The organism is Roseobacter phycocola (genome assembly GCF_042055075.2).
Classification (GTDB): domain Bacteria; phylum Pseudomonadota; class Alphaproteobacteria; order Rhodobacterales; family Rhodobacteraceae; genus Roseobacter.
Genome location: NZ_CP194010.1, coordinates 792,547 through 809,898, shown reverse-complemented (window position 1 = coordinate 809,898; position 17,352 = coordinate 792,547). Strand labels below are relative to the sequence as shown.

The 17,352-nt window shown below is 62.5% G+C and carries 21 protein-coding genes; 9 read left to right on the top strand and 12 right to left on the bottom strand.

Annotation, left to right across the window (positions count from 1 at the left end; all coding sequences use genetic code 11):
- The first annotated feature begins 68 nt into the window (after positions 1-68).
- The 3 genes from accB to aat are packed head-to-tail and all read left to right on the top strand — an operon-like array spanning position 69 to position 2,573.
- Positions 69-563: an acetyl-CoA carboxylase biotin carboxyl carrier protein gene (gene accB / locus AB4K19_RS03975; RefSeq protein ID WP_375230632.1), complete on the top strand. Its 495-nt coding sequence runs from the start codon at positions 69-71 to the stop codon at positions 561-563.
- A 12-nt stretch (positions 564-575) separates the two neighbouring features.
- Complete coding sequence (gene accC / locus AB4K19_RS03970; RefSeq protein ID WP_436399116.1) at positions 576-1,928, top strand: acetyl-CoA carboxylase biotin carboxylase subunit; 1,353 nt, start codon at positions 576-578, stop codon at positions 1,926-1,928.
- A gap of 12 nt (positions 1,929-1,940) precedes the next feature.
- Positions 1,941-2,573 (top strand): leucyl/phenylalanyl-tRNA--protein transferase, encoded by a 633-nt coding sequence (gene aat / locus AB4K19_RS03965; protein WP_375230631.1) that lies wholly within the window; start codon positions 1,941-1,943, stop codon positions 2,571-2,573.
- Here the strand turns inward: aat and AB4K19_RS03960 are convergent.
- From AB4K19_RS03960 to AB4K19_RS03935, 6 genes are all read right to left on the bottom strand, one after another.
- Positions 2,537-2,896, bottom strand: coding sequence for a DUF2155 domain-containing protein (locus AB4K19_RS03960; RefSeq protein ID WP_375230630.1), 360 nt, complete (start codon positions 2,894-2,896; stop codon positions 2,537-2,539). The genes aat and AB4K19_RS03960 overlap by 37 nt on opposite strands.
- Complete coding sequence (gene mlaD, locus AB4K19_RS03955; protein WP_375230629.1) at positions 2,893-3,339, bottom strand: outer membrane lipid asymmetry maintenance protein MlaD; 447 nt, start codon at positions 3,337-3,339, stop codon at positions 2,893-2,895. Before mlaD ends, AB4K19_RS03960 begins: the two co-directional genes overlap by 4 nt.
- A 6-nt stretch (positions 3,340-3,345) precedes the next feature.
- The gene (locus AB4K19_RS03950; protein WP_375230628.1) at positions 3,346-3,729 is read right to left on the bottom strand and encodes an NADH:ubiquinone oxidoreductase subunit NDUFA12; all 384 of its coding nucleotides are present in this window, start codon (positions 3,727-3,729) and stop codon (positions 3,346-3,348) included.
- Positions 3,730-3,827: 98 nt separating this feature from the next.
- Positions 3,828-4,196, bottom strand: coding sequence for a RidA family protein (locus AB4K19_RS03945; protein ID WP_375230627.1), 369 nt, complete (start codon positions 4,194-4,196; stop codon positions 3,828-3,830).
- A gap of 181 nt (positions 4,197-4,377) precedes the next feature.
- On the bottom strand, positions 4,378-5,643 hold the full coding sequence (gene clpX, locus AB4K19_RS03940; RefSeq protein WP_436399112.1) for an ATP-dependent Clp protease ATP-binding subunit ClpX: 1,266 nt from the start codon (positions 5,641-5,643) through the stop codon (positions 4,378-4,380).
- Positions 5,644-5,781: 138 nt separating this feature from the next.
- The gene (locus tag AB4K19_RS03935; RefSeq protein WP_375230625.1) at positions 5,782-6,408 is read right to left on the bottom strand and encodes an ATP-dependent Clp protease proteolytic subunit; all 627 of its coding nucleotides are present in this window, start codon (positions 6,406-6,408) and stop codon (positions 5,782-5,784) included.
- A 151-nt stretch (positions 6,409-6,559) separates the two neighbouring features.
- On the opposite strand from AB4K19_RS03935, the gene AB4K19_RS03930 reads away from it, so the two are divergent.
- Positions 6,560-7,765: an FAD-binding domain-containing protein gene (locus AB4K19_RS03930; protein ID WP_436399110.1), complete on the top strand. Its 1,206-nt coding sequence runs from the start codon at positions 6,560-6,562 to the stop codon at positions 7,763-7,765.
- Positions 7,766-7,919: 154 nt separating this feature from the next.
- On the top strand, positions 7,920-9,944 hold the full coding sequence (locus AB4K19_RS03925; RefSeq protein WP_436399108.1) for a PhoX family protein: 2,025 nt from the start codon (positions 7,920-7,922) through the stop codon (positions 9,942-9,944).
- Between the two features lie 154 nt (positions 9,945-10,098).
- Here the strand turns inward: AB4K19_RS03925 and AB4K19_RS03920 are convergent, their stop codons facing one another.
- Entirely contained in the window at positions 10,099-10,500 is a 402-nt protein-coding gene (locus AB4K19_RS03920) for an ester cyclase (protein WP_375230621.1), read from the bottom strand.
- Between the two features lie 160 nt (positions 10,501-10,660).
- Here AB4K19_RS03920 and AB4K19_RS03915 point away from each other — a divergent pair, with 160 nt between their 5' ends.
- Positions 10,661-11,197 carry a DinB family protein gene (locus AB4K19_RS03915; protein WP_436399105.1) on the top strand — a complete coding sequence of 179 codons (537 nt, stop codon included), beginning with the start codon at positions 10,661-10,663 and terminating at the stop codon, positions 11,195-11,197.
- Between the two features lie 28 nt (positions 11,198-11,225).
- On the opposite strand, the gene AB4K19_RS03910 is transcribed toward AB4K19_RS03915, so the two are convergent.
- Positions 11,226-12,392, bottom strand: a complete 1,167-nt coding sequence (locus tag AB4K19_RS03910; protein WP_375230619.1) for a zinc ABC transporter substrate-binding protein — start codon at positions 12,390-12,392, stop codon at positions 11,226-11,228.
- Between the two features lie 80 nt (positions 12,393-12,472).
- Here AB4K19_RS03910 and AB4K19_RS03905 point away from each other — a divergent pair, with 80 nt between their 5' ends.
- Genes AB4K19_RS03905 through AB4K19_RS03895 form a run of 3 tightly spaced genes read left to right on the top strand, consistent with a single transcriptional unit; the run spans position 12,473 to position 14,507 of the window.
- Complete coding sequence (locus tag AB4K19_RS03905) at positions 12,473-12,955, top strand: Fur family transcriptional regulator (RefSeq protein ID WP_436399102.1); 483 nt, start codon at positions 12,473-12,475, stop codon at positions 12,953-12,955.
- Positions 12,952-13,722 (top strand): ATP-binding cassette domain-containing protein, encoded by a 771-nt coding sequence (locus AB4K19_RS03900; RefSeq protein ID WP_375230617.1) that lies wholly within the window; start codon positions 12,952-12,954, stop codon positions 13,720-13,722. Before AB4K19_RS03905 ends, AB4K19_RS03900 begins: the two co-directional genes overlap by 4 nt.
- Positions 13,722-14,507, top strand: coding sequence for a metal ABC transporter permease (locus tag AB4K19_RS03895; protein ID WP_375230616.1), 786 nt, complete (start codon positions 13,722-13,724; stop codon positions 14,505-14,507). Before AB4K19_RS03900 ends, AB4K19_RS03895 begins: the two co-directional genes overlap by 1 nt.
- Positions 14,508-14,509: 2 nt before the next feature.
- Here the strand turns inward: AB4K19_RS03895 and AB4K19_RS03890 are convergent, their stop codons facing one another.
- From AB4K19_RS03890 to AB4K19_RS03875, 4 genes are read right to left on the bottom strand one after another with little or no spacing between them, the layout of a single operon-like run.
- Entirely contained in the window at positions 14,510-14,905 is a 396-nt protein-coding gene (locus AB4K19_RS03890) for a RidA family protein (RefSeq protein WP_375230972.1), read from the bottom strand.
- Positions 14,906-14,933: 28 nt separating this feature from the next.
- Positions 14,934-15,623 (bottom strand): ABC transporter ATP-binding protein, encoded by a 690-nt coding sequence (locus AB4K19_RS03885; RefSeq protein ID WP_375230615.1) that lies wholly within the window; start codon positions 15,621-15,623, stop codon positions 14,934-14,936.
- Positions 15,620-16,375, bottom strand: a complete 756-nt coding sequence (locus tag AB4K19_RS03880) for an ABC transporter ATP-binding protein (RefSeq protein ID WP_375230614.1) — start codon at positions 16,373-16,375, stop codon at positions 15,620-15,622. Before AB4K19_RS03880 ends, AB4K19_RS03885 begins: the two co-directional genes overlap by 4 nt.
- Positions 16,368-17,351 carry a branched-chain amino acid ABC transporter permease gene (locus tag AB4K19_RS03875; protein WP_375230613.1) on the bottom strand — a complete coding sequence of 328 codons (984 nt, stop codon included), beginning with the start codon at positions 17,349-17,351 and terminating at the stop codon, positions 16,368-16,370. The genes AB4K19_RS03880 and AB4K19_RS03875 overlap by 8 nt, the downstream gene beginning before the upstream one ends.
- Position 17,352 lies beyond the last annotated feature (1 nt).

Sequence of the window (17,352 nt, the reverse complement as noted above, 5' to 3'; positions counted from 1 at the left end):
TGGCCTATAACAGGCTGGCAGAACAGGGGCCGGGACAGACAAGGCCCGTCGAATGGTTGAGGACTTACATGACAAAAAAGAACCATGACGCTGATGTGGCCTTTATTCAGGCCCTGGCGGAATTGCTGCGGGAAAATGATCTGACGGAACTGCAGGTCAAACGCGACTATGGCGCCGATGACAGCCTCAACGTCCGGGTCAGCCGGCACAACCAGCAGGTCGCCGTCCAGACCGTTGCAGCGGCACCAGCCCCTGCCGCCCCGGCTGCAGCACCAGCCGCGCCGGCAGCACCGGCACCCGCAACAGACACCGACGATCCCGCGGATCTTCCGGGCGCGGTTACCTCACCTATGGTGGGCACCGTCTATATGCAGGCCGAGCCGGGAGCAGCACCTTTCGTCAGCGTTGGTGCAAAGGTCGCCGAGGGCGATACCCTGCTGATCGTCGAGGCGATGAAAACCATGAACCACATCCCCGCCCCCCGGTCCGGCACGATCAAACGTATCGTGGTCGAGGATGGCGCGGCTGTTGAATTCGGCACACCACTTGTCATCCTCGAATAGGAGGACGCGCCCATGTTCAACAAAATTCTGATTGCCAACCGTGGCGAGATTGCGCTGCGCGTTGTGCGTGCTGCACGCGAAATGGGTGTGGCCACCGTGGCTGTGCATTCGACCGCTGACAGCGATGCCATGCATGTGCGCATGGCCGACGAATCTGTCTGTATCGGCCCGCCCGCCGGGACCCAGAGCTACCTGTCGATCCCTGCCATCATCTCCGCCTGCGAGATCACAGGCGCCGAGGCGATCCACCCGGGCTATGGCTTTCTGTCGGAGAACGCGCAGTTCGTGCAGGTGGTCGAGGATCACGACCTGACCTTTATCGGCCCCACCGCCGAACATATCCGCATCATGGGCGACAAGATCACCGCCAAGGATACCATGAAAAAGCTGGGCGTGCCCTGCGTGCCCGGATCGGACGGTGGCGTTGCGACGCTTGACGACGCAAAGCGCATCGGTGAGGAAATCGGGTATCCGGTCATCATCAAGGCCACAGCCGGCGGCGGCGGACGCGGTATGAAAGTGGCGCAGAACGCAGCCGAGATGGAAAAAGCCTTTCTGACAGCCCGCGCTGAAGGCAAGGCGAACTTCGGCAACGACGAAGTCTACATCGAAAAGTATCTGACGACGCCCCGACACATTGAAATTCAGGTGTTTGGCGATGGCAAAGGCCGCGCGGTGCATCTGGGCGAACGCGACTGCTCGCTGCAGCGCCGTCACCAGAAGGTTTTCGAAGAAGCCCCGGGACCCGCAATTTCGCCCGAAGAACGCGCGGCAATTGGTAAGACCTGTGCGGATGCTGTAGCCCGTATCAACTATATCGGTGCCGGCACCATCGAGTTCCTGTATGAGAACGGCGAGTTCTATTTCATTGAAATGAACACACGGCTGCAGGTGGAGCATCCGGTCACAGAGGCCATTTTTGGCGTCGATCTGGTGCGCGAACAGATCCGCGTCGCCGCTGGTATGGACATGTCGTTCGTCCAGGAAGATCTCGACATCAACGGCCATGCGATCGAGGTGCGGATCAACGCAGAAAAGCTGCCGAACTTCTCGCCCTGTCCGGGCCGGATCACACAGTACCATGCCCCCGGAGGTTTGGGGGTGCGGATGGATTCAGCGCTTTATGACGGCTATTCGATCCCGCCCTATTACGACAGCCTGATCGGCAAACTGATCGTGCACGGGCGCGACCGGCCGGAGGCGCTGGCGCGTCTGAAACGTGCGCTGGGTGAGCTGATTGTGGATGGGGTCGACACCACGGTGCCGCTCTTTCACGCGCTGCTCGAGGAGGAGGCCGTGCTGTCAGGCGGGTATAACATCCACTGGCTTGAGCACTGGCTGGAAACCAATCTCGGCGACGGCTGATACGGGGCTGCGATGCAGCTGACACCGGATGTCCTGATGCAAGGCTATGCCTCTGGCATTTTTCCGATGGCCGAGCACCGCCACGACGACGAAGTGTTCTGGGTCGATCCACGGCGGCGCGGGGTCCTGCCCCTTGACGGGTTTCACGCGTCGCGCTCATTGCGCCGCGCGATGCGCGGCACCGCGTTTACTGTCAGCGTCGATCAGGATTTTGCGGGCGTCGTGGATGCCTGCGCGGACCGCCCGGATACCTGGATCAATGAGACCATCCGCGACCTGTATCTGGCGCTCCGGGCGCGTGGACAGGCGCATTCGCTGGAAATCCGCGAAGATGGCGCGCTTGTCGGCGGTGTTTACGGTGTCACACTGGGGGCTGCATTCTTTGGCGAAAGCATGTTTTCACGGCGGACCAATGCATCCAAAATGGCGCTCGCCTGCCTGGTGGACAGGTTGCGCGACGCGGGCTTCCAGCTCTTTGACACACAGTTTCTGACCGCGCACCTCGCCTCGCTGGGCGCTGTGGAAATCACCCGCGCACAATACCGGTCACTGCTGTTTTCAGCGATTGAAGAGGACGCCGACTTCGCCGCGGCGCCACTGCGCAGCCCTCAGGAGGTTGTGCAGCGCATGACCCAGATATCGTAGCGCGCGTGATCCATGGAAGACAGTGCGGGTGTCGACGCAATCATCCAGCCTGAAAACACCTCTTCGCCACGCAGTTCATCGCGGATTTCCAGCGCGGCAAAGGCATCGCCCGATGGATTACCAACCGGATAGCGACATGACGAAAGGGAAATCCGCAGATCACCAAAACTTGCGGTCTGACCGACCGGCAGTTCGATATCGAAGACGAGCCCGTTGATCTTATCAAGGCCGCGCAGCACCACGCCCGGAGCGTCAGTTGCCGCCTGCTGCGCCGCTGCAGGGCCACCGGCAAGCGCCAGCGCCAGAACGGCCGCACGTATCATTCGGTCTGGCCGCTCACAAACTTCAGCAGAAGGCTGATCAGGCTGACCGCACCCTGCGTGTCTTCGATGGTGTCACCCTCTTCGTAAAAGAACGGTGATCCGCCGGGAACGATCTCAACAAAATTGCCGCCCAGCAGCCCCTCAGAAGAAATGATGATCGCGCTGTCATCGGGTATCTCGACACCGCGCTGAACAGACACAGTGGTGTCCGCACGGTAGGTTTCCGGGTTCAGAACGACATCGGTGACCGAGCCCACCCGCACACCCGCAAGGCGCACGTCTGTACCGACGCTGACCCCTTCAAGGCTGCGGAAACTGGCCTCGAGCGGATAGGTCGGCGCGCCGCCGGAAAACCCGGACACCTGCCCGGCATAGACAACAAAGGCAACGGCCGCTGCAAGAACGGCCGCCCCCGTCAGAACTTCGGTGGTATTCTCAGACATCAGCGCTTACTCCGGCGTCCAGGCCTCATAGTCGCTGCGCGGTGCGGGATCGCCACGGCGGATCGACCCGGTGGGCGCATAGGCGAGTGCAGTGCCGGTCAGATTTTCCTGATGCGGCTTTTCCCAGGATTTGTGTTTCAGCGGCGTATCGGTGGGCGGCTCTTCCCAGGTGTGATGCAGCCATCCGTGCCAGTCCGGGTCCACACGGCTGGGCTCGGCCTCGCCGTTGTAGATCACCCAGCGGCGTGACTTGTCCTTGTTTTCATAGAAAACATTCCCCTGGCTGTCCTCGCCCACCTTTACGCCGTGGCGCGATGTCCAGAGCTGAGTGTTCAGCGTCTGGCCGTTCCACCACGTCACGGCGCGCAGCAATGTGTTCAGAATGCCCATGGGTCAGATCTCCGGTCGCACTGTTGTTTCACATATGGCGGATCAGGCCGCAAAGGTCCAGCACGATAGAGCCCCCGGCCCGCGGCTTTCTGCCCGCGTCACCCCGCGCCGGGCAAAAGGGCCGTCACCTCAATCTCGATGCGGTCTTCGGGGGTGATCAGACCGCATTCGATCATGGTGGCTGCCGGTGGGTTCTCGCCGAACGCCTCGCGCAGCATCGGCCAGCAGGGCGGGAACTCTTCGCGGTCGGGCAGCATATATGTGACCCGCACCACGTCCGCAAAACTGCAGCCCGCCTCGGCCAGTGCCTTACCGATGATTTCCAGCGCGGACCGGCACTGTTCCACCGCCGTGGTGCCGTGCCCGACGGTGCCTGCCACATGAACCCAGCCGCCCGCGACGACCGCGCGGCAATAGCCGATTTTCGGCTCGAATTCTCCGCCGGAATGGATGCGTGTGATGGTCATAGTCGAGCCCTTCTTTCTGGTGTCGGTGCCGCGTCGGTAAGACGTCGGTTTCACGTCGGTATTGCGTCGGTGCGCCGCGCGCGCTGCTGCTACGCCCTGTTAACGCTTTGCCGCGCGGTTCTGAATCACAAAAGGCAGGCTCTGTGCCTGCCTTTCGCGGAAATTTTCAGAGTTGATCCGGTCAGCCGGCGCTGGCCGGTTCCTTTTCGGTATCGGCGTGGATCATCAGAGGTGACGCATCAGAATTCACGGCTTCTTCGTTCACCACAACCTCGGTCACCGACTCAAGCCCCGGGAGATCGAACATCGTATCCAGCAGGATGTCCTCCAGAATGGAGCGCAGCCCGCGCGCACCGGTCTTGCGTTCGATGGCCCGTTTGGCGATGGCCAGCAGCGCATCGTCGGTAAAGGTCAGCTGTGTATCCTCCAGCTCAAAGAGTCGCTGGTACTGTTTCACCAGAGCGTTCTTGGGCTGGGTCAGGATGGTTACCAGCGCGTCCTCGTCCAGATCCTCGAGCGTTGCCAGCACCGGCAGACGGCCAACGAATTCGGGGATCAGGCCGAACTTCAGCAGATCCTCGGGTTCGAGGTCGGTAAAGATCTCGCCCACGCCGCGCTCGTCATTGTCGCGTACATCAGCGCCGAAGCCCATGGCCGAGCCTTTGCCGCGCGCCGCGATGATCTTGTCGAGACCGGCAAAGGCACCGCCGCAGATAAAGAGGATGTTCGTGGTGTCCACCTGCAGGAATTCCTGCTGCGGATGCTTGCGGCCGCCCTGGGGCGGGACCGACGCCACGGTGCCTTCCATCAGTTTCAGCAGCGCCTGCTGCACACCCTCGCCCGAGACGTCGCGGGTGATCGAGGGGTTTTCGGACTTGCGGGTGATCTTGTCGACCTCGTCGATATAGACGATGCCGCGCTGTGCCCGCTCGACGTTGTACTCGGAGGCCTGGAGCAGCTTGAGGATGATGTTCTCGACATCCTCACCCACATAGCCCGCTTCAGTCAGTGTGGTCGCATCGGCCATCGTGAAGGGCACATCAAGGATGCGCGCCAGCGTCTGAGCCAGCAGCGTCTTGCCGCAGCCGGTGGGGCCGATCAGCAGGATGTTGGATTTCGCCAGCTCGATATCGCCACCCTTCTGGGCGTGATTGAGACGTTTGTAGTGGTTGTGCACCGCGACCGAGAGCACGCGTTTGGCCATCGCCTGACCGATCACGTAATCGTCCAGAACCTCGCAGATGTCTTTGGGTGTGGGCACACCATCGGTGGCCTTGAGCCCGGAGGCTTTGGTCTCTTCACGGATGATGTCCATGCAGAGTTCGACGCATTCGTCGCAGATAAACACCGTTGGTCCCGCGATCAGCTTGCGCACCTCGTGCTGACTTTTCCCGCAGAAACTGCAGTAAAGCGTGTTTTTGCTGTCGCCACTCGAATTCGTAGCCATGTCAACCCTTTCAGGTCCTTGGTGGTGTCCGGCGCCCCGTAATGCAGGGTGCACCGGCTCCTTTATGCCAGCTTAAGCCAGCGCTGACAGGTCCACAATCGCTAAATGGTAAACTCACTGTGCACCCGGGCGCATCGTTCAGCTGTCGTCCTCGTCCTTGCCGCGGTTTTCAACGATCTCGTCAATATGACCCCAGTCCTTGGCTTCCTCGGGTGTCATCCAGAGGTCACGGTCGAGCGCCTTCTGCACGGCTTTGAGGGTCTGGCCGGAGTGTTTCACGTAAAGCTGGTACATCCGTTCCCGCGTCCGTTCGATGTGACGGGCGGAGATCAGGATGTCTTCGGCCTTACCCTGCGACCCGCCGGAGGGCTGGTGGATCATCACTTCGGCATTGGGGAGTGCGAAACGCATGCCCTTTTCGCCCCCGATGGCGATGACCGAGCCCATCGAGGCAGCCATGCCGCAGATCAGGGTCGAGACCTTGGGCTTGATGTACTGCATGGTGTCATAGATCGAGAGACCCGCCGTCACCTCGCCACCAGGTGAGTTCACGTAAACGCTGATTTCCTTGGTCGGGTTCTCGGCCTCAAGGTGCAGCAGCTGGGCGACCACCAGGTGGCTCATCCCGCTGTGGATCGGGCCGTTGACGAAGATGATCCGCTCCTTGAGCAGGCGCGAAAAGATGTCGTAGGCGCGCTCGCCCCGGCTGGTCTGTTCCACGACCATGGGAACGAGATTCATATAGGTTTCAATCGGATCTTTCATGAGGGATGCCTGTCTGCTGTTGTCCGCGAAGACCATACCTCACGGACCGTTGATGAAACATTAGTATCGCCACCGGGGGGCTGCAAGGGGGCGGGCGCAAATCCTGCCACTCTGCGTTGAAACCCGCGGCGCGGGCCCCATGTAGCGCCGCATGGATGCACTGACCCTTTTCCCGCCCGACCGGACAACCGCGCTGGAGCGCCTTGCCGCCTTTGCCCCGAAGGCCGGGCGCGACTATGCCGCGCGGCGCAATTACGACTTTGGCCCCGGCGCGCATGACGCCGTGTCGGCCCTGTCACCCTGGCTGCGCTGCAGGCTGATTACCGAAGAGGAAGTGGTCCGCACAGTGCTGGGGCGGCACAGTCCGGCGGCTGCGGAAAAGTTCATTCAGGAGGTTTTCTGGCGCACCTACTGGAAGGGCTGGCTGCAGTTGCGCCCGGCTGTCTGGGACCGGTATCAGGCCGATCTGCGCCGGTGCCTCGATGATGTGCAGACCCAGAGCGGGCTGCGCGACCGCTGGGAAGCGGCGTGCAGCGGTGCAACGGATATTGAGTGTTTCAACGCCTGGGCCCGGGAGCTGGTTAAGACGGGGTATCTGCACAATCACGCACGGATGTGGTTCGCCTCGATCTGGATTTTCACGCTGGAGCTGCCCTGGGAGCTCGGCGCGGATTTCTTTCTGCGCCATCTGCTGGACGGGGACCCGGCCTCCAACACGCTGAGCTGGCGCTGGGTTGCGGGCATTCAGACGCCGGGCAAGACCTATCTGGCGCGGACGTCCAATATTTCGAAGTACACCGACGGGCGGTTTCACCCGAAGTGGCAGCTGGCAGGCGAGGCACGGGCCATCGAGGCCCCTGCCCCGCCGGCGGCGGGCATTCTGCCCCCGCCCGCCGCCCCGCGCCCGGGTCTGCGCACCGGGTTCCTGCTGCATGAGGACGATCTGAGCCCGGAGTTCGTGCTGCAGAGCACGGAGATTACGGCCGCGGCAGTACTGGCCCCGCAGACCGGTTTCACGCCGCTGCACCCGGCCCCGCATGTCCCCGCGTTCCGGGCCGGTGCCCTGCAGGACACGGCCAACCGCTGGGCCGGCCAGATCGGAGACACCCCTGAACGCCTGGAGGGCCCCGACGCACTGGAAGCCTGGGCCATGGCACATGATCTGGAGCAGATCGTTACCCCGACAGCGCCTGCCGGAGCCGTAGCAGACTGCCTTGCTGCTGCTGCCGCGCGCCCGGGTATGCCGCGCCTTGTGCGGATGACGCGGGCCTGGGATCAGCGGGCCTGGCCCCATGCCACCAGGGGCTTCTTTCCGTTCCGCAAGCAGATCCCGGGCCTGATCGCTGCCCTCTCGTAAAAGTCTTGCAATAGCGAAAACCACCCGTCAGGGTTGTACGCGGGTCGGGTGTCACAGAGCCGTCATCAGAAACGGGCATTGAAAACCAGGACCTGCACAGTCCGGGATTCGCCGGCTGTGCGACGCCAGAAGATTTCCAGCAAGGGAGCCAGAAATGGACCGCAACAGCATTATCAATGACCCCGAACACGGCAATAAGGCAGAAGCCTTTGAGGCCTTTGACGACATCCCCACAAACCCGAACCTGAGCCGCACGATCGGAGATGTGATCAACACGCGCTATGGCCGCCGCGATGTGATGAAGGGCATTCTGGGCGTCAGCGCCACCACCGCGCTTTTTGGCACCTCGGCAATGATCGCACCGAAACAGGCGTCTGCCGCTGCCGCAGGGCGCTACAATTTTGAGGAACTGACCTGGGGCAACGACGAAACGCACCATATCGCCGACGGTTACAACGCGGATGTACTGCTGCGCTGGGGCGATCCGATCACCGCGGACGCACCCGAGTTTGATGTAATGAACCAGACGGTTGAAGCGCAACTGCAGCAGTTCGGGTACAACAACGATTACGTTGGCTTCACCGCGCTGAACGACGACGGCACGCGCGGTCTGCTCTGCGTGAACCACGAATACACCAACGAAGAGGTTATGTTCCCGGGGCTGGGCCGCCAGGACCGCGATGGCTTTAAGGGCATGACCAAAGAGCTGGTGGACATCGAAATGGCAGCACACGGCGGCACTGTCGTCGAGATCGCGCAGGGCGATGACGGCAAATGGGCGCTGGTGCGCGACAGCCGGTACAACCGCCGCATTACGCCGCTGAACACCGAGATGACCATTGGTGGCCCCGCCGCCGGCCACGCGCGGATGAAAACCAACGCAGACCCCGACGGCCTGACCGTGATCGGCACCGTAAACAACTGTGCGGGCGGTATGACGCCCTGGGGCACCTACCTGATGGCGGAGGAGAACTTCCACGGCTATTTCTGGAGCGATAAAGTCGACGCCGATGGCAAGCCCGACATTTCGGCGCAACCTGAAGCGGCCAACATGAAACGCTATGGCGTGCCGGGCCGCTGGTATGCCTGGGGCCAGTATCATGACCGCTGGAACATCGACAAAGAGCCCAATGAGCCCAACCGCTGGGGCTGGATCGTCGAGGTGGACCCGCGCAACCCGGATGCGAAGCCGATCAAACACACAGCCCTGGGGCGGTTCCGTCACGAGGGTGCGGAAACCACCATCTCGTCCAGCGGCAAGCTGGTGGTCTATTCCGGCGACGACAACCGTTTTGACTATCAGTACAAGTATGTCTCGAACGGGACTGTCACGGACGACGCGGGCTTTGGCAGTTCGCTGCTGTCAGACGGGACGCTCTATGTGGCACGCTTTGATGCGGACGGCACGGTGGAATGGATGCCGCTGGTGCATGGTGAGGGCCCGCTGACCGCTGAGAACGGTTTTGAAAGCCAGGCCGATGTGCTGATCGACACCCGGATTGCGGCTGACCTGCTGGGCGCGACCCCGATGGACCGTCCGGAAGACGCCCAGCCCGGGCCCGATGGCACCGCCTATCTGATGCTGACCAACAACACCCGGCGCAAACCGGATCAGGTGAACGCGGCGAACCCGCGGGCGGAAAGCTCTTTCGGGCATATCATCGAGATCAAAGAGGCCGGTGGCGATCACGCGGCGACCACAGGCACCTGGTCGATCCTGGTGAAATGCGGGGATCCGACGATTGCCGAAGTGGGTGCCCAGTGGAACCCGGAAACGTCGGAAAACGGCTGGTTCGGCTCGCCCGACAATGCCGCGATCGACGCCGATGGCCGGCTCTGGATCTCGACCGACCAGGGCAGCGGCTGGGGCAAGACGGGCAAATCCGACGGGCTCTACGCGCTGGAGACAAGCGGCGAGCTGCGCGGAACGTCGAGGCTCTTCTTCCGCTGCCCCGTCGGCGGCGAGCTCTGCGGTCCGTATTTCCACGACAGCGGCGAGACGCTGTTCCTGGCCGTACAGCACCCGGGCACGGATGGCACCAAGGATTTCAAGGGCTTCGAGCGCAACTCGACCTTTGAAGACCCTGCGACACGCTGGCCGGATTTCGACCCGGCCATGCCGCCACGACCGTCAGTGGTTGTGGTCACCAAACAGGGCGGCGGTAAAATCGCAGTCTGACCTTTGTGCCTAATTCGCAAACGAGCCCCGCCTCAGAGATGAGGCGGGGTTTTTTGTGTGCGGTGGCGTGGAGGTCTGCTGAGAGCCCACTTTGACTGATGCTGCGCATTGAACAAACGTCTGTTTTAGATCGGTTCTTTAAAGTCGGGCTCAATTAGCTGTTTTTGCCAACCACTTGCCGCTCGTAGTCTTCTCCATCAAACCAACCCAACGAAGATGTGACTTTCATGTCCTCGTCGAGTTCCCACTCTTCCCAACCCTTCACATTCAAGGCATTGCCGGTGTCGGCGTGATGTCCTGTGAACGTCCAAAGATAGATCACGTGGTTTCCAGCACCGCGAATACCGTTACAGGTTAGCTGCAGATCCGGAACGTCTGCGTGGAAGCCAGCCGCCATCTCGGTAAGCCCTGAATGGCCGACCGATGGTTCGCCTTGATTGATTACTATGCTGCTGCTTTGTCTGTGGAATGAAGCGACGTTTTCTGGAACTTTCGAGTTCCATGCATCGGTGTAACTCTGCGCAAGCGCATCTAAATCACTTTGTGTAAATGACATTGATCTCCCCCTTCTTGTTCGAAAACGGTATCGTTGGTTCACCTAAGAAACAAGAAGTGGTCATTTGGCTGAAAAATCAGCACGGCAGCGTCGTCCGCTCGGCTGATAAGCATTCCAGCGGTATAAGTTTGCTGCCAGGACCGGCATCCGGAGGCACAGCATGATCACACTGCATTACGCGCGGACCATGGCGCGGTATAACCGCTGGCAGAACCGGTCGCTGGTCGGGGCCGCGGATGGTCTGTCAGATGCAGAGCGCTGGCGGGACGGTGGGGCGTTTTTCGGGTCCATTGCCGGGTCTCTCAACCATATTCTGTGGGACGACCGGGTCTGGCTGGCGCGTCTGAACGAGGACGCGGAAACTGCCGCCCGGATCGGCAAGGAGCATCCCTATACCGACACGCCCCGTGACTGGGCGGTCTATGTGCGGGACCGCGCGGCGCTGGATGATGAGATCGTTGCGCTGGCTGACGGTCTGACCCTGGAAGATCTGGCCAGACCGGTGCGCTGGATCAGGGGCACGGAGGCGGTCGAGACAAGTTTCGGCTTCAATTTTGCCCATATGGTCAACCATCAGACCCATCACCGTGGGCAGGTGCATGCCCTGCTGACACGGGCGGGTGCCGCACCGGAACCAACCGATCTTCAGATGCTGAGCGTGCTGGCGCAGGATGATGACAGGGTGCCGCCGGGCTGACGCAGGGCCAGCCCGGCCTGCGGGCATATCAGCTGCTGCCGAGGCAGTCTGTCAGCGCGTCCGCAATGTTCTGCAGCATGTCCGGGTAAAAGGCAGGACCCGGCTCGAAACCGGCGCCGGTCGGGCTGGCCGTGGCGATACGCAGCGCGCCGTCCGTGGTGAGCGCATCGATCAGCCCCTCGCCCGATGCGGGATCATTCAGCGCACAGGTGGCTCCGGTGCGCTCCACTGTCTCACGCACTTCGGCCAGATGACCGGCGCTGGCCGGGCCATCATCGGCGAGCGTGATCGCGCCAACTGCTGTTACTCCAAAGCGCGCCTCGAAATAGTGATAGGCGTCATGCGTGACGACGAAGGGTTTATCCGCAAAGGGGGCCAGCTGCTCTGAAATCGCGGCCTGCTGAGCCGTCAGTTCCACAGCGGCCTTGCGTGCATTTTCAGCATAGAGATCTGCATTCTCAGGATCCTGTTCGGACAGAATGGCGCTGATATGTGTCAGCCAGGCTTGCGCGTTTGCAGGGTCGAGCCACAGATGCGGGTCGGTGCTGCCGTGATGGGCGTGACCCTCATGCCCGGCGTGTTCATCGCCATGGTCATCATGGTCGTCGTGACCGGCTTCTTTGTGCTCTTTGTCATGATCATGTTCGTCGTGATCGTGACCTTCGGCCTCATCATGATGCTTGTCATGGTCATCATGTTCATCGTGCGCATGATCATCATGCGCGTCGTGGTCATGATCGTCGTGTTTTTCGGCCGCGTGATCCCCGTCATGATCTTCATGGCCGTGGTCATCATGTTTTTCGCCGCTGTGTTCATCATGCGCGTGATCGTGGGCTTCGAAATTCTCGCCCTCCCGGAACTCCAGCAGCACCATGCCGGGCGCTTCGGTCAAAGACACATGCCGGGCATCGCCGGCCAGTGTTTCAACGGGACCTTCGAGCCAGGGGGTCAGTTCCGGGCCGATCCAGAACACGACATCTGCCTGCGACAGCGCGCGCGCCTCAGAGGGGCGCATGGCGTAGGCGTGGGGCGAGGCACCGGGCGGCACCAGCAGATCAGGTGACCCTGCACCTGCCATCACCTGCGCCACCAGACTGTGTACGGGGGCAATGTCTGTCACCACGCGCGGCGCTTCGGCATAAGCAGCACCGGCAATCATCAGCCCACCGGCTGTCAGAACAGAAAAACGCATCATAGTACCCCCTTGTGAATAACGCAGAGGTCCCGTAACAGGGATGTTATAACATATCAATCGCAAATCTGACGGAGGCATCCATGCCAGCCAGAGGTTTCCCGTGTCACAACCATGATGACTGCATGTCAGACATGATTGCCCGGGCAGAAGCACGCTGCAAAGAGCTGCGCCTGAACCTGACGCCAGTACGCCGCAGGACGCTGGAAATCCTGCTGGACGAGCATCGTGCGGTCGGGGCTTATGACCTGCTGGCGCGGCTGGCGGCAGAGGGCCTGGGCTCGCAGCCACCCGTCGCCTACCGCGCCCTCGATTTTCTGGTGCGTGCAGGTCTGGCACACAAGATCGAGGCGCTGAACGCCTATGTCGCCTGCACCCACAGCGGCGGCGATCACGCCCCTGCCTTTCTGATCTGCCGCGGCTGCAATTCCGTGGCCGAAGCCAATACAGCCCCGGCTGCGGGCCGCCTTGACAAGGCCGCGCAGGAGGCCGGATTTCAGATTGAACGCACGGTGGTTGAAGCCCAGGGTCTCTGCCCGGAATGCCAGCCGGATCACGCCGCATGAGCGCGCTGCTGGAGACACGGGACCTCAGCCTTGCCTATGGCGGGCAGACGGTCCTGCGCGACGTGAACCTGAGCATCGCGCCGGGTGAGATCGTCACAATCGTGGGGCCGAACGGATCCGGTAAATCCAGCCTGATCCGCGCCTGCATCGGCGCGCTGGCCCCGGCCGTGGGCACGGTGACGCGGGCCCGAAAACTGAAGATCGGCTATGTGCCGCAGTCGCTGGCCATTGATGCGACACTGCCGCTGACGGTGACGCGGTTTCTGGGCCTGCCCCGCCGGATATCACCGGCGCGCGCAGAGGAGGTGCTTGCGGAGGCGGGCGTGCCCGGTCTTGGCAACAGACAGATGCGTGATCTGTCCGGTGGTCAGTTTCAGCGCGTGCTGCTGGCGCGCGCCCTGCTGGACGCGCCTGATCTGCTGGTGCTGGATGAGCCGACGCAAGGCCTTGATCAGCCCGGATCGGCCGCGTTTTATCAGCAGATCGCCACCGTCCGCCAGGAAACGGGCTGCGCGGTGCTGATGGTCAGCCATGACCTGCATGTCGTAATGGCCGCGTCCGACCGGGTGCTCTGTGTGAACGGGCATATCTGCTGCGAGGGCACGCCGGAGATCGTGGCAAGCGCCCCGGAATACCGCGCTCTCTTTGGCACGGGCACCCGCGGCGCGCTGGCGCTGTACCGGCACGAGCACAGCCACAGTCACGGCCCGGACTGCGATCATGATCACGCGCCTGCAGGGTCTGCGAAACGCGAGGCGGCTGAATAATGCTTGACGATTTTATGGTGCGCGCGGCCCTTGCCGGGCTGGGCGTGGCGCTGGCTGCGGCCCCGCTGGGATGTTTTGTGATCTGGCGGCGCATGGCCTATTTCAGCGATGCCACCAGCCATGCGGCAATCCTGGGCGTGGCCCTGGCGCTGTCGCTTGAACTGCCCATAACGGGTGGCGTTCTGATGATGGCCATGGCCATGGCGCTGGGGCTGACGGTCCTTGCCGGGCGCGGTGTCAGCAGTGATGCCCTGCTGGGCGTTTTTGCGCATGCGGCACTTGCGCTGGGGCTGGTGGCGGTGTCGCTGGTGCCGGGGCTGCGTGTGGATCTGATGGGCTATCTGGTGGGCGATATTCTGGCCGTCTCCAAGGCCGGGCTGGCGCTGATCTGGGGCGGTGCGGCAGTTGTCACGGCGCTTATGGTATGGCGCTGGTCAGCACTGCTGTCTGCCACTCTGAGCCCTGATCTGGCACAGGCCTCGGGCGTCAATCCGCGCCGGGAACAGCTGGTGCTGACACTGGCGCTGGCGGTGACAGTGGCGGTGGCGATCAAGGTGGTGGGCGCCCTGCTGATCGCGGCGTTGCTGATCATTCCGGCGGCGGCGGCAAGACCGCTGACCCGGACACCGGAAGCCATGGCCGTGGTTGCCATGCTCATCGGCGGGACCTCTGCCCTGGGCGGGTTGCTGGTTTCTTTTGCGATGGATACGCCCACCGGCCCGACCATCGTGAGCCTGGCCGCAGTGGTTTTCTGTGCCACGCAGGCGATGCCCTGGCGCGCCTGATCTCAGGCGATAACGGCGGTGGCCTCAATCTCGACCCGGGCTTCGTCCTCAACGAGGCCCGCGACAACGACCATGGTCATCGCCGGGAAATGCCGCCCCATCACATCGCGGTAGGCGGCACCAACCTCTCCCTGGGCGGCGAGGTATTCTTTCTTGTCCGTCACATACCAGGTCAGGCGCGTGATATGTTCAGGCGCACCGCCCGCCGCCTCGACCACCGCGCGGATATTCTGCAGCGCCTGGCGCATCTGGCCGATGAAGTCATGCGCTTCAAACACCTGATCCGCGGTCCAGCCGATCTGGCCGCCCACATAGAGCGTGCCGTCCGCGCAGAGCACGCCGTTGGCATAGCCTTTGGCCGCTTTCCAGCCGTCGGGGTGAATGATCCGGTGGGCCATCATAGGCTCCTTTCAGATGAGCGGCGCGTTACACGCCGAGATACTGGTCGGCCAGCGCGGGGCTGACATCACTCATGGCACCGGCCCAGACGGAGGTGCCGCGTTCAAGAATAACGGCACTGTCCGCCACCTGGCGCAGTTCCGAGAGGGATTTGTCGACCAGCAGAATGGCCATGCCTGTTTCAGATCTGAGGCGGCGCACAGCGCTCCAGATTTCCTGGCGGACCACGGGCGCCAGACCCTCTGTCGCCTCATCAAGGATCAGCAGACGCGGGTTTGTCATCAGGGCGCGGCCGATGGCCAGCATCTGCTGTTCGCCGCCCGAGAGTGAGGCCGCCATCTGGTCCCGGCGTTCTTCAAGACGTGGGAAAATCCCGGCCACGCGCCGGAAATCCCAGTCGCCCGGCCGGGCCGCGGCAATCAGATTTTCATGCACGGTGAGGTTCGGAAAACAGCGCCGTCCTTCGGGCACGAGGCCCAGCCCGAGGCGCGCGGCCCTGTGCGGGGGCAGGCCCGCAATGTCGCGCCCGTCAAAGGTGACGCTGCCACCGCTGTGCCCCAGCAGCCGGCAGATCACTTTGACGGTTGTCGATTTGCCCATACCGTTGCGGCCCATGAGGGCGCAGACCTTGCCTTCGGCCAGTGCCAGATCGACACCGAAAAGGGCCTGTGCGGGACCGTAGGAAGCGGTAACACCTGTGAGGCTGAGAAAGCTCATGCGGTGGCCTCCTCGCCGAGATAGGCTTCACGCACTTCCGGGTTGCTGCGGATTTCAGCGGCGGTGCCGGTGGCAATGATACGTCCGTAGACCAGCACGGAAATGCGGTCTGCGAGGGCAAATACCGCATCCATATCGTGCTCAACGAGCAGGATCGGCGCCTCAGCGCGCAACCGGTCGAGAAACCCGGTGAGTTTCTGCGATCCGTCCGTGCCCAGTCCGGCCATCGGTTCGTCCATCAGAAAGGCGCGCGGTTTCAGGGTCAGTGCGACCGCCACCTCCAGCAGGCGGCGCTGGCCATGACTGAGCTCGGCGGTGCGCCGCGCGGCGAGATCACTAAGCCCGACGCGCGCCAGCGCTTCTTCGGCGGCGGCGCGCAGGACACGGTCTTTCATGACCGGCCGGAAAAACCGCCAGACAGAACCCGCCTGCCCCAGCGCGCCCAGCATGGCGTTCTGCAGCACGGTGTATTCCATCGCCAGCGCAGAGATCTGGAAGGTGCGCCCCAGCCCCGCACGCGCCCGGGCGGCAGTGGGCAGCGCGGTGATGTCCCGCCCGTCAAAGAGAATCCGGCCTGCATCGGGTGCCAGGCCACCCGCGATCTGTTTGATCAGCGTGGATTTGCCCGCCCCGTTGGGCCCGATCAGCGCATGGATCTCGCCCGGCACCAGCGTTAACGAGACATCATCCGTGGTTTTGAGCGCGCCGAATGCTTTGTTCAGCCCCTCGATGCGCAGCAGCGGTTCAGTCATGCGCCACCTCCCGCCCGGCCAGCGCACCGATGATGCCGCCACGCGCAAAGAGCACGACCAGCAACAGCAGAAGGCCCAGATAAACGTGCCAGAAATCGCTGATGCCCCCCAGCACATGTTCCAGCAGAATAAAGAGTGCCGCCCCCGCCACCGGACCAAAAAGCCGCCCCACACCACCCAGAATGATGAAGATCATGATCTCACCGGAGGTGTGCCAGCTGAGCATGGTGGGGCTGACGAAACGGTTGAGATCCGCGAAAAGCGCGCCGGCCAGTGCCGTGACAGCACCCGAAATGACGAAGGCCACCAGCCGCAGCCGGTAGGGGGACAGCCCCACAGTTTCGACCCGGTCGGCGTTCTGGCGCGCGGCACTGAGTGCGAGACCAAAGGGCGATGTGGCCAGCCGCCCTGCCCCCCAGAGTACCAGCGCCAGGATCACAAAGGCGATGATGAAAAACTGAATGGGATCGAGCGTGTTCATGCCCGGAAAACCGTTGCGCACCCAGATCGAGAGGCCGTCCTCACCACCATAGGCGGGCCAGCTGATCGCGAAATAATAGAGCATCTGCCCGAAGGCGAGCGTGATCATGATGAAATAGACGCCCGAGGTCCGCAGGCTGAGCGCACCGATGGCCAGCGCCGCCAGCGCGCCGGTGATGACCGCTACCAGCCAGATCACCGGCATGGATTTGGTGCCCTCGATCAGGAATGGGGCCTCCATGAGCGGGGTGAAACTCTGGGCGTGGCTGGCAAGAATGCCCATGGCATAACCGCCGATCCCGAAAAATGCGGCATGGCCAAGGCTGACCAGACCACCCAGACCGAGCGCGATGTTGAGGCCCACCCCCGCCAGCGCCAGGATCGCCACCTTGGTCGCCAGCGTGATGATAAAGGGTTCGTCCAGCATCAGCGCCACGCCCGCCGTGACGGGAAGCATGGCAAAGAGGATGAGGTTGATCAGGGAGGCGCGCGTCATG